Here is a 14,017-nt window from a genome sequence, read left to right as displayed (position 1 = left end):
TGAAAATTTTCTAAAATGTGTTAAGTTTTAGAGAGATAGTTTTTCTTGTAATAAAATCGAGGGATAGAAATGAAACGAGTTTTGGTTCTCGGCGCATCGGGCTATGTTGGCTCACAACTAATCCCTATTTTACTCGCTCAAGGTTATCAAGTAACCGCTGCAGCGCGGCAAATTGACTACCTTAAAGCTCGGGTTATCCCCCACTCACATTTAACCTTCGAATACCTAGACTTAGCCGATCGTGAAGCCACTCTTGCGCTCGTTCCGCAATTTGATCTGGTCTATTTCCTAGTACATGGAATGGCGCATGGACATGATTTTCTAGAATACGAACTGTCGCTCGCACAAAACTTTCGCGATGCGCTGGAAATCAGCGAGGTAAAGCATGTTATTTATCTCAGCGCCATACAGCCACAAACCGGAAACTCTGCGCACCTAGCCGCTCGTAAAGCAACGGGCAAGTTACTACGCACCAGTACAGTACCCATCACTGAATTACGCGCAGGCGTGATAATAGGCCCAGGCTCCGCCGCGTATGAAATCATGCGCGATTTTGTTTACAACCTCCCCGTGCTTATCGCGCCAAAATGGGTGGATTCTAAAGCCAACCCTATCGCGCTGGAGAACCTCAACCACTATCTTATTGAACTATCAAAAGAAGCCGAACCAAATAGCGAGATTTATGAGGTCGGTGGACCCGATGTACTCTCCTATCGCCAACAATTTGAGGTCATTTGTCAGCAAATAGGCAAGCCGTTGCGTCTATGGGCAACACCACTTCTCACCCCAAAAATCGCCTCTTACTGGCTCGGCGTGGTCACATCCGTGCCTTCAAGTATCGGCCGTGCTCTACTGGCTGGGCTTGAGCATGATTTTATTGCCAACTCTCAATCGATTAGGCAGCGCTTCCCGCAAGAGCTCATTTCTTACCAGCAATCCGTCGCATCCAGCATTCAGCAGGACGGTGAATTCATTCGCAGCAATGTATGGGGTTTTGAGCCCGCAGCACTTAGCCGTTGGCAAGCTGGGTATGGTTATTATCCTAAAAAAACCGGAGCGAGCTTCACAACGAGTAAAAGCGCTGAGCAGCTATGGGATGTCGTTAAAACCATTGGCGATCCCAAAGACAGCTACTTCTTCGCCAATATACTTTGGCGAACCCGAGAGTGGCTTGACATCTTCTTTGGTGGTGGTCGTCCGGTGAGGCGCTCTCCCGAAGGGCCAGGGCTAAAGGTGGGTGACTTTATCGATTCATGGAAAGTCATTCGCTGCGAGCCGCCTTACTTTCTATCCCTTCTATTTGGGATGAAAGGGCCTGGACTTGGACGGCTAGAGTTCACCATCACAGACCATGGTGACAAACGTGAGATAAACATCAGCGCTTGGTGGCACCCTAAAGGCTTTTTAGGACTACTGTATTGGTTTGCGATGATGCCAGCTCACCTGTTCATTTTTAAAGGCATGGTTCGAGCTATTGTTCGCAAATCTAAATAGTTCGTAAAGCTAAATAGTTGGTAAAGCAAGGCGATTCGCAAAACTAACTAAACAGATAGCAAGCCCAGTTAAACGAGTATGACATTGATTCAGAAACAAAAAAGCGTAGCACCCATTAACTAAGATGGAGCTACGCTTTTCTAAACCAGCTTTTTTGAACCAACTCTTTAAAACCAAATAGCTACGCTTTAAATGAAAGCGGAATTTCCGCTAACTGCGTACCCTGGTTAAGTGGATAAACAAGGTACTCACCGTGGTATTTCACTTTCGACTTATAATCGGTCACTTTGTGAAGCATAAATCCAGCCTCATAAGCTTTCGTGACGAACTCAGCGTGGTTACCACGAACAAACCAGCTCATTGGTTTCACTAGGTTCTCACCATCAAAGCAGTCATCACATTGATTAGCACACACAGCAAACGAGTTGGCGCCATCGGTGAAGAATTGGACTTTGCTGCCATCGGTCAATACTTCCGACGTACACACGCCCCAGCCAGCTTGTTCCATATCATCAATGAACTGCTCGATTTTAGCATCAGTAATCGGGGCTATCTCGCAACCGAAGAAGCCTTCGTAATAGGCAGAGATGCGTTTGAACGTAGGCTCTAGCATCGACTCATTGCCCTTAGAACGCCCAGTCTTTTGCCATTGGATAAGGTTCGCACTCGTCGCTTTACCAAAACGTTGAGTTTTAATCGCACGTGTTACCCACCTCAACAAAAAGTGGTTATTCGATACAGGTGAGTTAATCAACTTCCCTGTTGCGTGCTCTGCCGCCAACTCTTCTAATGCTGAGTTCACGACCTTTTGAATTTCTGAATAATATGCAGACATTACGCTTTCTTTCCAAACGTCCAATACAAGGCGGCGGATAATACCGAACAAATCGCCATTAATGCAATCATTGGCCACGGTGTACCACTCGGTAAAAACGCCACAATAGCGCCGACCACCGATCCTGTGCCAAATCGTAACGTACCCGCTAACGACGAAGCTGTGCCAGCCATTGTCGGGTAACCACTAAGCAGTAAGCCCATAGCATTACTACCAATCGTAGACAGCGTACCAACAAATAGCATCACAAACGGCACAATGCCCCAAATACCAAGATCAAGTACGCCACTCACTAATAGCCCCATGCCAGCAAATAGCTGGACACCGATACCAAAGCGCAGCATACCGTGCAAACCTACTTTCTTAACAAAGCGGCCGTTTAAACTGGTCATGATGATCATAGTCACAATGTTCAGCCCAAACAGGTAACCAAATTGATCAGGCGACACACCATAGATATCAATATAGACAAACGAACCGGCTGTCAGAAAGGCAAACATGCCCGCAAATGAAAATGCACCGGAAAAAATAAGCCCCATCGCAACTGGGTTGTGACAAAGACGCAGGTAATTTTTTATTGTGGTTCTAAATCGCAGCGGTTGTCTGTTTTCTGGAGCCAGCGTCTCTGGAATTTTCCAAAGAACAGCTGCAATAACGATCACCGAAAAGCCGGTCAACACCCAAAAGATTGAGCGCCACCCAAACCAAACGGCAAGATGACCACCAATCATTGGTGCAACCAAAGGTGCCAAGGTAATAACCAAGGTAACAAACGACATCGTGCGCGCGAAGTCTTCTTTATCAAACATGTCACGAACGACAGCTTGGATAATCACCGCGGCAGCAGCACCAGCAAACCCTTGCGCAGTACGAACCAAAGTAAGCGATTCAATACTGGTCGTGGTCGCACACACTGCGGAGGCAACACCGAAAAAGAACACGCCAAATAACAAGATAGGCCTGCGTCCAAAACTGTCCGCAAGCGGGCCATGCAAAAGCTGACCAATAGCAAACCCAGCGGTATACACGGTTAACGTGATTTGCACAGCGCCAGCGGTGACACCCATATCCTGCGCGATCGTTGGCATCGCAGGGAGGTACATGTCAATCGCCAGCGGCGTCAATGCACCAATAGCGCCAAGCACTAAAAACAGTAACAAACCAAGTTGGGGTGTATTGGGCTGCGATGTGGTTTGAGAACTCATATCGCTCCTAAAACGTCGATGAGCCGCATTCCTTGCTTTTATGCTCATGTTTTACTCAACGTCCCGTTGAGTGAGGTTGGTTGTGAAACTGGCTGCGAGAATAGGAAGGTCGTCAGCACAAAGCGCAGTCTGCTTTGCACTGATTAGATTAGGGGCTCACAGCCACTGTGTTCACAAAATGAATCTAAACTTATAAATCAAACTATTAGTATTACTTTTTCCAGACTGAGTCAATTTCTTCTTGAGTGAGATAACGATACTCGCCCGGCTCAAGCATCTCATCCAAAACAATTTCACCCACACTCTCACGATGAAGACCTTCAACCTTGTTGCCAAGTGCCGCAAACATGCGCTTAACTTGATGGTATTTGCCTTCATGAATAGTCAATAACACTTCGTTATCATCAATGATTTCAAGCTGCGCTGGAAGGGTTGGCGCTTTTTCGTTTCTAAGCTCGATGCCTTCTTCAAACGCTTGCTGATAGTTTGGCTGAACAGGATCGGCCAACCACACGCGATAAGTCTTAGCACACTTGTGTTTTGGCGATGTAATTCTGTGTGACCACTGACCATCATCGGTAATTAACACCAGGCCGGTAGTATCCACGTCCAATCGACCAGCAAAGTGGAGATTTTCCATTTTCACTTCATCAAGCAGCACAAAGGCCGTGTGGTTAAAACCATCTTCATGAGAGCAAACAAAACCATCAGGCTTAAATAACATGATGTAGCGAGGCCCTTGCATACGCACCTCACGATCTTGCCACTCAACACAGCTCTCTTCTGTTACCTTGATTGCACCACTCTTTTGAATCACGCCATCAACAGTCACGTCACCTGACTTGATGATTCTTGTGGCTTCTTTACGTGTAGCGCCTAACGCGTCACACAAAAACTTATCTAAACGCATGAATACCTCGTTTTCATTTCGTGGGGTATTATAGAGGGGTTTTTCAAAATGTAGAGTAAAACTGAGCCGTATGTACACGCTTCGACCTTATCAAGCCGACTCCGTTAAAGCCGTTATCCATTATTTCCGCAAAAATGACACCCCAGCTGTCATCGTGCTCCCAACAGGCGCCGGTAAAAGCTTGGTCATTGCTGAGCTCGCTCGCCTTGCACGCGGTCGAGTACTCGTGCTCGCCCACGTTAAAGAGTTAGTGGAGCAAAACCACGCAAAATATGAAGGCTACGGCCTGAAAGGGTCGATATTCTCAGCGGGTCTCGGGCGCAAAGAAACCTCCGAACAAGTCGTCTTCGCTTCAGTACAATCTGTGGTGAGAAACCTTGATGCATTCGCCAATCAGTTCTCATTGCTGGTCATCGATGAATGCCACCGCGTGCCAGAGACCAAAACATCGAGCTACCAAAAAGTCATCAGTCATTTATGCGATATTAACCCTGGCATAAAAATACTTGGACTGACCGCGACCCCATATCGCCTTGGTGTCGGCTGGATTTACCAATATCACACCAAAGGCTTGGTGCGTAGCGATGAGCCGCGCTTCTTCAAAGACTGTATTTTTGAACTTCCGATTCAGTACCTTTTGGATGAAGGATTCCTTACCCCTGCAAAACTCATTGATGCTCCAGTACTGAGCTACGACTTCTCTCAGTTAAAGCCCACCAGCATGGGTAAATACAAGGAGTCGGAAATGGACTTGGTGATTGAGCAGTCCAAGCGCGCGACGCCTCAGATTGTGGAGCAGATCATCCGCTACAGTGAGGATAAGCAAGGCGTGATGATTTTTGCCGCAACGGTGCGTCACGCACAAGAGATCCTTTCGCTGCTGCCAGAACAAGCCAGTCAAATCGTCATAGGCGATACACCAACGCCCGAGCGCGACGACATCATAACCCGCTTCAAACAGCGAGAAATCAAATTCTTGGTCAACGTATCCGTACTAACCACAGGCTTTGATGCGCCGCATGTCGATTTAATTGCGATACTGCGTCCAACTGAATCCGTCAGTCTGTATCAGCAAATTGTTGGCCGTGGCCTTCGCCTTTCTGATGGAAAAACGGAATGTTTAGTACTCGATTATGCAGGAAACACTTACGATCTCTATCAACCTGAAGTTGGCAACCCAAAACCCGATTCAGACTCGGAAATCATTACCATCCCCTGCCCTGCCTGCGGCTTTAACAATGACTTTTGGGGTAAACTCGATGCCAACGGTTTTTTAATTGAGCACTTTGGCCGCAAATGCCAAGGCTACTTTACCGATGAAGAGACTGGTGAGCGTGAACACTGCGACTATCGATTCAGAGCCAAATACTGCTCTGAATGTGGCGCAGATAACGACATTGCCGCTCGAATTTGTCACGAGTGCGACGCTACCTTGGTCGACCCAGATAAAAAACTCAAAGAGGCGCTCAACCTTAAAGACGCATTAGTCTTCGAGTGCGTCGACATGAACCTGCAAGTTCATAAGGATGACAAAGGCAAAAGCAGTCTGCGTGTTAATTACATTGGCGACAACGATGCTCAGGTGAGTGAGTTCTGGTCTTTGAGCACCAAAAAGCAAAAACAGACCTTTTTATCTAAATTCGTGCGCCCGCATTTGGCGGATAAGCATCGTGAGTTTGACGCCACCTCGCCAACTAAAGTGGTAAACAATCAGCACAGGTTTAGATTGCCCGCTTTTGTCATTGCTCGTAAAAGTGGCCGTTTCTGGAAAATGCGCGATAAAGTATTCGATGATGAATTAAACTGAAAACCTGTTCAGGTTTGATTCATATTTCGCCCTTTATATTAATACCATGTTTGATAACGCTGAGATCTTGCTATGCCTTACCCAGTAAATAAAATCTTTGCCACACTCGCTCTTTCAGCCTCGCTAGTCGTACCTTTAACGGCAAACGCAGGCTTTTTCTCTGACGACCAAGCTGCTAATAAACAGAGCGGTCACGAGTTAGTCCAAGATGTAGAAACGGGTGATACTCGCGTAGAGTTCGATGAAGATCAAGACGAAGTCTTTGATGCCGTTCAACAAGGTCTTATCAAACCTTTCTCAGAGCTATTTGCGACGGTTGAAAACGATCTCAACGGTCGCGTGATAAAAGTCGAGCTTGAAGAAGATGATAACGAATGGATATACGAGCTCAAGCTCTTGCATGATCAAGACGTTATAAAAGTCGAATACAATGCAACGACACTGGAGATGATGGAGATCAAAGGCCATAATCTACAACGAGTTATCAAAAAATAAATCGCAAGCAACTATAAATAAAAGAGAAAGATAATGAAGATTCTTGTTGTTGAAGATGAACCAAGATTGGGTGAACAAATCTTAGAAACTCTTGAAAGCGCAGGCTGGGTACCTGAGCTGGCTCTAGATGGTATTGATGCACTTTATCGCGCTACGTCTGAAGATTGGGATGCGATTGTTCTCGACCTAGGGCTTCCTAAAATCGATGGCCTAACAGTGTTAAAAGGTATTCGAGATGAAGGCATTAACACGCCAGTCGTAATCCTTAGCGCTCGTGACACACTTACACAACGCGTTGAAGGCCTTAACGCAGGTGCAGACGACTACCTCACCAAACCATTTGAAATGATTGAACTCATCGCCCGTATCCGTGCACAGCTGCGCCGCGCCTCGGGTAACGCCTCTCCACTGATGCAAATTGGCGATCTGAGCCTAGATACACGAACGTCTAAAGTCATTTGGCAAGGCAGTGCAGTGAGTCTCACGGCACTTGAGTACAAAGTTGTTGCTTACTTTATGCATAATGCCGACAAAGTCATTTCCCGTACTGAACTGGTCGAGCATATTTACAAACAAGATTTTGATCGCGACTCCAATACGATTGAAGTCTTCATCGGACGCATCCGTAAAAAGATCGCTCCAAATGTCATAAGAACCGTTCGAGGACTCGGGTATCAATTGAATGCCTAATCTTTCCAAAGAGAGACTACGCAAGGGAGCCAAAAAGCTCAGTCTCAAAACTCGTCTATTGCTCGCAGCGACGCTGTGGCTCTCCGCGATGACAATTGCCGCTGGCGTATCCATTCCTGGGTTAGTTCGAGATTACCTAATCAGTGATCTCGAAGTTCAACTTGGTCATGCCATGGATGAAATTGCCGCCAACCTCGAGGTCGACGACAAAGGTCAACTTATTCTTTCGGCTCAACTTTCCGATCCTCGCTTCACTCAGCCATACAGTGGTCTCTACTGGCAAATTGAAACCAAGCAAGACACCCTGCGCTCACGTTCTCTTTGGGATCAAACACTGCGTACCAAAGGTAAAGACAAACAGCCCCATTACTTTGGCGCCAAAGATGAAAAGCTCATCACGATAAGGCGTACTTTGTTTTTGCCAGAGGCAAGTGACGGTGTCACTATTATTATCGGCCAAAATGAAGATCCTATTGATGACACACTAGAGTCTCTTACCGGTGAGCTCTGGCTCATTCTTGGGGTTATGGTCTTCGGTATATTGGCACTCATCATTGGCCAGGTGAGCTGGTCTTTGCGTCCACTAGGGAAAATGCAACGTGAGCTACAAAGTCTAAGGGCTGCCGAACAGCACTCATTAGACGAGCAATACCCTAAAGAGATCGCGCCGCTGGTAAAAGACCTTAATGCCCTACTCTTTCACTATCAGGAGCTTCTTGAACGAGCAAGGCATCATGCAGGCAACCTATCACACGCACTTAAAACGCCGCTATCTGTGCTCAAGAACGAGCTTGAAAGCTTATCTGCTGAAGACCGTGCTAAGTTGGAGCCACAAATCGCTCAAATCCAAGCGCAGATTGATTACCACTTAGGTCGTGCACGTATGGCGGGTGCGATGAACATCCTCGCAGTGAAATCTTCACCTAGCGAGCGCGTCGATGCTATCTCACTCGCCTTTGACAAGGTCTTTGCCGAACGAGAGATTGCTCTTATTAGCGAGCTGGATACCGATTTGGAAGTCGCTGTAGAAAAAGCCGACTTAGATGAGATGCTTGGCAACCTACTAGAGAACGCTTACAAGTGGGGCAACAGTATAATTCGAGTTCACTCAAATGATATTGACGACTCTGAAGTCGAACTCATCATCGAAGACGACGGGCCGGGCATTCCAGCAGAGCAATGCCGAGAAGTCACCAAACGCGGCGTTCGCCTGGATGAAAGCACACCTGGCACGGGTCTTGGACTTAATATTGTCTCTGAAATGGCGCACAGTTATCGTGGCCAACTAGAGCTTGGAGAGAGTAAAATGGGCGGATTGCGCGCAGTTCTTAAGCTAAAGCGCGCAAAGGGCGAAAAATAGTAGAGATATAAGCAATTTGCTATTGCCGAGCCCCAGTATGGATGTTAGTATCCGCGCTCGTTTTGAGAGTATCTTTACGATCCCTTAAAACGATTTAAGTTTTGACTAGGTCGCTATGTCAAAACGTATTTGTTAATTTTACTATTTTGAGAGTAAAAACTATGAAATTCGAAGCAGTAGTACGTACTGAACTAGGTAAGGGTGCGAGCCGCCGCCTACGTCACGCTGGTCAATTCCCAGCAATCGTTTACGGTGGTGAAGCAGCACCTCTATCAGTTGCTCTAAACCACGATGACATCGTAAACCAAATGGACAAGCCAGAATTCTACGAAGGCATCACTCTAGTGGTTGCTGGCGAAGAAGTTAAGGTTAAGCCACAAGACGTTCAACGTCACGCGTTCAAGCCAAAAGTTGAGCACATGGACTTCATCCGTATCTAATTCCCCTACCAAGGAATTAATCGGATTTAATCCAAACCTTATGCATAGAAAGATTCTCGGCCTTACCAACCAAGAATTTTAGAAAATTCGAAACCCCGATGCTACCAACATCGGGGTTTCACCGTTTTAAAAGAGAGCAAAACTCTCTTAACCTCTTGTTACTATATAGAGTGCCGGAAATACAGAATAGCTTTGTGAGGAAACTAGTTCTAGCTGTTCAATCGTATAGTTTCAAACTACCTCTGAATTCGTACAGTTAACGAAAAAGAGCCACACTGGCTCTTTTCTCTCTCATCACTACAGCGTGTTTTTGTATATATCACCGTCTTTCATAATCACTTTCTTAGCCTCATCGCTCATCACACACTCAACACCTTCCAACGGGTTGCCATCGATAATTAAAAGGTCGGCATACGCCCCTTCCACGATTTGTCCCAGCTTACCTTCTTGGTATGGGTGCTGATAGGTAGACATTTCGAACAGTCGTCCACAGTTTGATGTTGCCATGCGTAGAGCTGTAATAGTGTCGAACGTCTTTTCAATTGCTCCTAGCTCTTGCATCTGAGTTTCATGGACATTCGATGCGCCCACACAATCAGTGCCAAACGCCAAGTTTTCGATTTGGTACTTCTTAATCAAATCGGCTGACTTAAACATCGCCTTGCCAACGCGCTCGGTCTTACGATACGTCTCTTCGTTAGGTAGCGGAATTTTGCGCTCAGCAATCAAAGATGACGTGAAGTAAGACGGTACAACCCAAATCCCTTTCTCTTTGATGATCTGGGCAACTTCGTCATCCATAATCGTGGCGTGCTCAAAGCACTTAACTCCAGCTTCGGCTGCTCTTTTCATTGCCGGAATGGTGTGGATGTGCGCTGCTACATAAGTGCCATAGTCAGATGCCGCTTCTACCGCTGCTTTCATTTCATCAAGTGTGAACTGAAGTGTATCTAATGGATCGAACGTTGAAGAAGCACCACCACCAGCCATTATTTTGATTTGTGATGCACCTAAAAACAGTTGCTCACGAACAGCCTTCATCACTTCAGCACGACCATCCGCTACTTTGAAAGTACCTGTTTTCATCAAAGGCGAGTCTTCATGTCCGTTAGCTAGGCGCTCTTGCGCTTGATTTTGGCGATAGTCTGAATGGCCACAAGTTTGAGAAATTGCCGCTTGAGATGGCAGAATTCGGGGGCCTGTTGCGTATCCGCTATCAATGGCGTTTTTAAGACCAAGCGTATTGCCACCAACATCTCGACAAGTCGTAAACCCTCGCATCAGCATTTCTTGAGATATTTTCGCTGAACGGATAGCAATCTCTTCTCTTGTCATTGCATCAAGCGTTGTAAAGCCCGCAGATAACGTGATGTGAACGTGGGCATCGATTAGCCCAGGCATCACGATCCCGCCCTTCGCATCAATAATTTCGTCAGCGATCGATGGGTCGACGTCGCCAATTTGAGTAATCAGGTTGTCTTCAATAAGAACCGATACGTTCTCGATAAGCTTGTCATCAGTACCATTAAAAACGTTCGCGTTAGTAATTAGCTTTTTCATGTCGTGTTCCTCGTTTCTGTTGAGCATTGTTAGCTGATGCACTCATCATAAACGCACACCGAACACAGAAATGGCCATTTGACGACACCAATAGAGCGCAAACTCGACAGTAACTACTTCTTCGAGGATGTAAAAAAGCCAACTCTTTCCGAGTTGGCTTTAGAATCAGACCTTGTTCTATCTACATACATTATTTGACGAAACAATTGTTGACTGACGAGAGATTTATAACAATTGACCAGCAACCGAGAAACGTCACTAATCAACCCTTATTTATTCGCTGTCACAAGAGCATTAATCGCTGTACGACTGAGACGCTAAACGAATGAACGCATTGGTCTCACCATACTTTTTATACTCATCAACTCTCTGCAGTACTTCGAAGAACAGACCATTCACTTCTTTTGTATAGAAATGGAAAAAGCTGCCCGTTTCATCTTCGGTGTACAGAATGTTGTTGTGTTTCAGCTTCTCAATCAATCCATCATCGAGATCGTATTGTGCTTGTATGTCGAGATAATAGTTGGTGGAGATCTTCAGCTGATAGATAGGCGAAAGGTTCTCTGCTGCTTTGAATATATCTTTACACTCCAAAGCAACTTGATTGATACTCGCTCCATTAGACTCATTAAGAAACCTCTGCGCGGACGTGCGCTTAGCATTGGTTGTGTTTAGTGCAATCTTAATCTTCTCGTTCGGACTTTTGATGGTTCGGCTAGTAATCAATCCGTTAATATCGGGTAGATCAAAGCTCTCTTCAGGAACAAAGCCAAAGATAGATTTGTAGAAAAATAGGTTCGACAATAACGTATCCGTCGACACGACCTGACCAATATGGTCGATACGTAATAAGTTGTCATTGACGGCCAGAGATGGCTCTACAGCGACAAAATCAACGTCGTAGAATTTCTCGGCATGATTTTCATCCAGTAAATGAATCATAAGCTGACTTGAGCTTTTTAACGTTGGAATGTCTAGTTCATTTTCCTGGCGCGCCTGGAATATCGCTGGGCTATTATAGCGTTTTGCCAACTCCGCCAATCGGTCTGAATCTTTGGTCAAGACGCCCAAGGCACATACCGACTCACCATGTCCTTCAAGGTAGCTTTGCGCATTACTGTTCTTCTCGTAATTGAAGATCAGATTGATGTCCCCTATCTGATAAAGGTCAACATTTTTGCTTTTATGGTTGTGCGTTTTTTGGAAACCAAGCGACTCAATTACATCAGTAAACGCGTTATCCTCTCGATCTTTGACAGCAAACTCAATGAAACTCAGGTCAGACACACTCGGCATTTCAAATAAGTTGTCTGTTTGGTCTTCTAGCCATTTCAGAGAACGAATGCCATCAACGGCCTTCTCTTTAGGGGAAGAGGCTCGAAACTCATCATTAAACACTTCGTGTGAGAGATAGTCGTCATACCCTTTGTCCTTCAGCGTCTTCACAAAGTCTATGACCGGAAAGTCTCCTTGTCCTGGGAAGCATCGGTAATGTCGGCTGTATTGCAAGATGTCCATTTGCATTTTTGGCGCATCGGCGACTTGAACCAGAGCAATCTTTTCTACCGGAATATCATTACGTAATGTGTCTAACGTGTTGCCGCGTGCGAACATATGGAAGGTATCAAGCACGACACCAAGATTGGGGTGGTTCACCATGTTCACCAAATTCCATGCGTCATCGTAGTCAGCAATATGACGTCCCCATGCAAGCGCCTCATAACCAAGCTCCAAGTCTTCACGCTTAGCCAGTTCGGCCAACGCGTAAAGATCTTCCGCGCAGCGGTCTAAGTTATTTGTGGAACGCGGGTGTACGTTACTGCACATCATTAGGCGTTTGGTGCCAAGCTGGTGTGCGAGCTCCATTTTGCGCTCCATCATTTTGTATTTCTTCTGGCGCAAACCATCTGGCATCCCTTCCATATCACGGAAAGGCTGAAGCACTAAAATGTCCAAGCCCATACTGTCAGCAATGCGCTTTACATCGGAGGCAGAGCCACGATATTGAGTCAGATCATTTTCAAATATCTCGATAGCATGGAATCCTGCTTTTGCCGCTGCATGCATCTTCTGCTCAAGAGTACCGGATAGACAAACCGTTGCGATTGAGTATTTCATTCTGAGCTCCTATTTATCGATTAACACAGATACATCTTGAACCGACACATACGCTTCTGTTTCGGTCGCCTTAATAATGGCGTCGACAACTAATAAGTTTTGCAAGCCATCATAAACACTCACGCGTGGGGTATTTTCATCGCCACGGATCAACGCACAAAAGTGTTCCAACTGACGTTTTAGTGGGTCTTCTCTTGTTACTTCTTCCTGACGCTCCTCCATTGCATTCCACCATGACGGCGTAACTTCATTTTGGAATGTCTTAATTTGCATGGTTGGGATAGACAACGAACCTTTGGTGCCCGCTACGTGGTAGCAATCTTCGGTCTCGTACGTCGCGTAGGACTTATTCTCTTGTGATGTTTGCTCCCAGCTGCGAGGACTTGCTGAAGAGTCTGACAGTAAAAACGAGCCGAGTGTGCCGTTCGTAAATCGAAGCGAAATAACCGTGGTATCTTCGACTTCAAATTCACGCGTTGCATTAGAGTTGAGCGCTTGAACGCCAACAATGTCACCCACTAAGTGACGGAGATTACCAATTTCATGGATCATATTAATAAGAATTGGGCCGCCGCCTTTTACTTTGCGCCATGGGCCTTCATCGTAGTAATCATCAGGCTTGTAAAACATTGCACAGCCCATAATCGACACGGTTTTACCCAGCTCACCACTGTCAATAATCGATTTGGCCTTCTCAAGTAAAGGGCTATATGCACGGTGATGGCCAACTAGCATTTTGGTTTCTTCACGCTTGGCATGTTTAAACAGCTCAATCGCATCATCAATGGAATCTGTCACCGGCTTCTCGACAATAGCAGGCACCCCAGCTTGGATACATTCATGGGCTTGGATCGCGTGTAGTTTATTGGGAGTGGCAAGAATGACACCATCGGGTTTGTCTTGCGCAAACAGTTCCTCCAAGCTCGAGTAAACTTTCACGCCATGTTCATTCGCGATCGCTTGGGCACTCGGAAATGGGTCAACAATGGCCGACAACGTCGATTGATTATTTTCCGACACAAGTTTGATGTGAGTTTTTCCGATCAAACCGGCTCCAACAACAGCTATTTTAACTTGTTTCATGTTTTAACCTTTTATTTACG

General features: G+C 46.0%; 12 protein-coding genes. 6 read left to right on the top strand and 6 right to left on the bottom strand.

Features of this window, described 5'->3' with window-relative positions; all coding sequences use genetic code 11:
• Positions 1-69: 69 nt before the first annotated feature.
• A complete protein-coding gene (locus L4C42_RS02045) occupies positions 70-1,494 on the top strand; it encodes a DUF2867 domain-containing protein (RefSeq protein WP_353498579.1) in 1,425 nt (474 codons plus the stop codon).
• Positions 1,495-1,675: 181 nt separating this feature from the next.
• On the opposite strand, the gene L4C42_RS02040 is transcribed toward L4C42_RS02045, so the two are convergent.
• The 3 genes from L4C42_RS02040 to rsuA all read right to left on the bottom strand — a co-directional run bounded on the left by L4C42_RS02040 (position 1,676) and on the right by rsuA (position 4,444).
• Positions 1,676-2,329, bottom strand: coding sequence for a DUF2913 family protein (locus L4C42_RS02040; protein ID WP_353498578.1), 654 nt, complete (start codon positions 2,327-2,329; stop codon positions 1,676-1,678).
• The gene (locus L4C42_RS02035; protein ID WP_353498577.1) at positions 2,329-3,534 is read right to left on the bottom strand and encodes a Bcr/CflA family multidrug efflux MFS transporter; all 1,206 of its coding nucleotides are present in this window, start codon (positions 3,532-3,534) and stop codon (positions 2,329-2,331) included. Before L4C42_RS02035 ends, L4C42_RS02040 begins: the two co-directional genes overlap by 1 nt.
• Before the next feature lie 211 nt (positions 3,535-3,745).
• The gene (gene rsuA, locus L4C42_RS02030; protein ID WP_353498576.1) at positions 3,746-4,444 is read right to left on the bottom strand and encodes a 16S rRNA pseudouridine(516) synthase RsuA; all 699 of its coding nucleotides are present in this window, start codon (positions 4,442-4,444) and stop codon (positions 3,746-3,748) included.
• 70 nt (positions 4,445-4,514) lie between these two features.
• On the opposite strand from rsuA, the gene radD reads away from it, so the two are divergent.
• The 5 genes from radD (at position 4,515) to rplY (ending at position 9,236) form a co-directional block, all read left to right on the top strand.
• Complete coding sequence (radD, locus tag L4C42_RS02025) at positions 4,515-6,251, top strand: DNA repair helicase RadD (RefSeq protein ID WP_353498575.1); 1,737 nt, start codon at positions 4,515-4,517, stop codon at positions 6,249-6,251.
• A gap of 72 nt (positions 6,252-6,323) precedes the next feature.
• Entirely contained in the window at positions 6,324-6,746 is a 423-nt protein-coding gene (locus L4C42_RS02020) for a PepSY domain-containing protein (protein ID WP_353498574.1), read from the top strand.
• A gap of 33 nt (positions 6,747-6,779) precedes the next feature.
• The gene (locus tag L4C42_RS02015; RefSeq protein WP_353498573.1) at positions 6,780-7,436 is read left to right on the top strand and encodes a response regulator transcription factor; all 657 of its coding nucleotides are present in this window, start codon (positions 6,780-6,782) and stop codon (positions 7,434-7,436) included.
• Complete coding sequence (locus L4C42_RS02010) at positions 7,429-8,796, top strand: ATP-binding protein (RefSeq protein WP_429759111.1); 1,368 nt, start codon at positions 7,429-7,431, stop codon at positions 8,794-8,796. Before L4C42_RS02015 ends, L4C42_RS02010 begins: the two co-directional genes overlap by 8 nt.
• Positions 8,797-8,957: 161 nt before the next feature.
• Positions 8,958-9,236, top strand: coding sequence for a 50S ribosomal protein L25 (gene rplY, locus L4C42_RS02005; protein ID WP_353498571.1), 279 nt, complete (start codon positions 8,958-8,960; stop codon positions 9,234-9,236).
• Positions 9,237-9,533: 297 nt separating this feature from the next.
• Here rplY and L4C42_RS02000 read toward each other — a convergent pair whose 3' ends face one another.
• The 3 genes from L4C42_RS02000 to L4C42_RS01990 form a co-directional block, all read right to left on the bottom strand.
• Positions 9,534-10,796 carry a metal-dependent hydrolase family protein gene (locus L4C42_RS02000; RefSeq protein ID WP_429759109.1) on the bottom strand — a complete coding sequence of 421 codons (1,263 nt, stop codon included), beginning with the start codon at positions 10,794-10,796 and terminating at the stop codon, positions 9,534-9,536.
• 294 nt (positions 10,797-11,090) lie between these two features.
• Positions 11,091-12,914: a bifunctional sugar phosphate isomerase/epimerase/4-hydroxyphenylpyruvate dioxygenase family protein gene (locus L4C42_RS01995; protein ID WP_429759107.1), complete on the bottom strand. Its 1,824-nt coding sequence runs from the start codon at positions 12,912-12,914 to the stop codon at positions 11,091-11,093.
• Between the two features lie 9 nt (positions 12,915-12,923).
• The gene (locus L4C42_RS01990) at positions 12,924-13,997 is read right to left on the bottom strand and encodes a Gfo/Idh/MocA family protein (protein WP_429759105.1); all 1,074 of its coding nucleotides are present in this window, start codon (positions 13,995-13,997) and stop codon (positions 12,924-12,926) included.
• Between the last annotated feature and the right edge of the window lie 20 nt (positions 13,998-14,017).

It is taken from the genome of Vibrio wakamikoensis, assembly GCF_050337275.1.
GTDB classification, from domain to species: Bacteria; Pseudomonadota; Gammaproteobacteria; order Enterobacterales; family Vibrionaceae; genus Vibrio; species Vibrio chaetopteri.
The sequence above is the reverse complement of the archived record's forward strand: the minus strand, read 5'-3'. Positions and strand labels throughout refer to the sequence as shown.

What these genes read in the sequence shown, in the direction of transcription:
- L4C42_RS02045 (WP_353498579.1), top strand. Translation starts at nt 70, where the DNA reads ATGAAACGAGTTTTGGTTCTCGGCGCATCGGGCTATGTTGGCTCACAA.
- L4C42_RS02040 (WP_353498578.1), bottom strand. Translation starts at nt 2,329, where the DNA reads ATGTCTGCATATTATTCAGAAATTCAAAAGGTCGTGAACTCAGCATTA.
- L4C42_RS02035 (WP_353498577.1), bottom strand. Translation starts at nt 3,534, where the DNA reads ATGAGTTCTCAAACCACATCGCAGCCCAATACACCCCAACTTGGTTTG.
- rsuA (WP_353498576.1), bottom strand. Translation starts at nt 4,444, where the DNA reads ATGCGTTTAGATAAGTTTTTGTGTGACGCGTTAGGCGCTACACGTAAA.
- radD (WP_353498575.1), top strand. Translation starts at nt 4,515, where the DNA reads ATGTACACGCTTCGACCTTATCAAGCCGACTCCGTTAAAGCCGTTATC.
- L4C42_RS02020 (WP_353498574.1), top strand. Translation starts at nt 6,324, where the DNA reads ATGCCTTACCCAGTAAATAAAATCTTTGCCACACTCGCTCTTTCAGCC.
- L4C42_RS02015 (WP_353498573.1), top strand. Translation starts at nt 6,780, where the DNA reads ATGAAGATTCTTGTTGTTGAAGATGAACCAAGATTGGGTGAACAAATC.
- L4C42_RS02010 (WP_429759111.1), top strand. Translation starts at nt 7,429, where the DNA reads ATGCCTAATCTTTCCAAAGAGAGACTACGCAAGGGAGCCAAAAAGCTC.
- rplY (WP_353498571.1), top strand. Translation starts at nt 8,958, where the DNA reads ATGAAATTCGAAGCAGTAGTACGTACTGAACTAGGTAAGGGTGCGAGC.
- L4C42_RS02000 (WP_429759109.1), bottom strand. Translation starts at nt 10,796, where the DNA reads ATGAAAAAGCTAATTACTAACGCGAACGTTTTTAATGGTACTGATGAC.
- L4C42_RS01995 (WP_429759107.1), bottom strand. Translation starts at nt 12,914, where the DNA reads ATGAAATACTCAATCGCAACGGTTTGTCTATCCGGTACTCTTGAGCAG.
- L4C42_RS01990 (WP_429759105.1), bottom strand. Translation starts at nt 13,997, where the DNA reads ATGAAACAAGTTAAAATAGCTGTTGTTGGAGCCGGTTTGATCGGAAAA.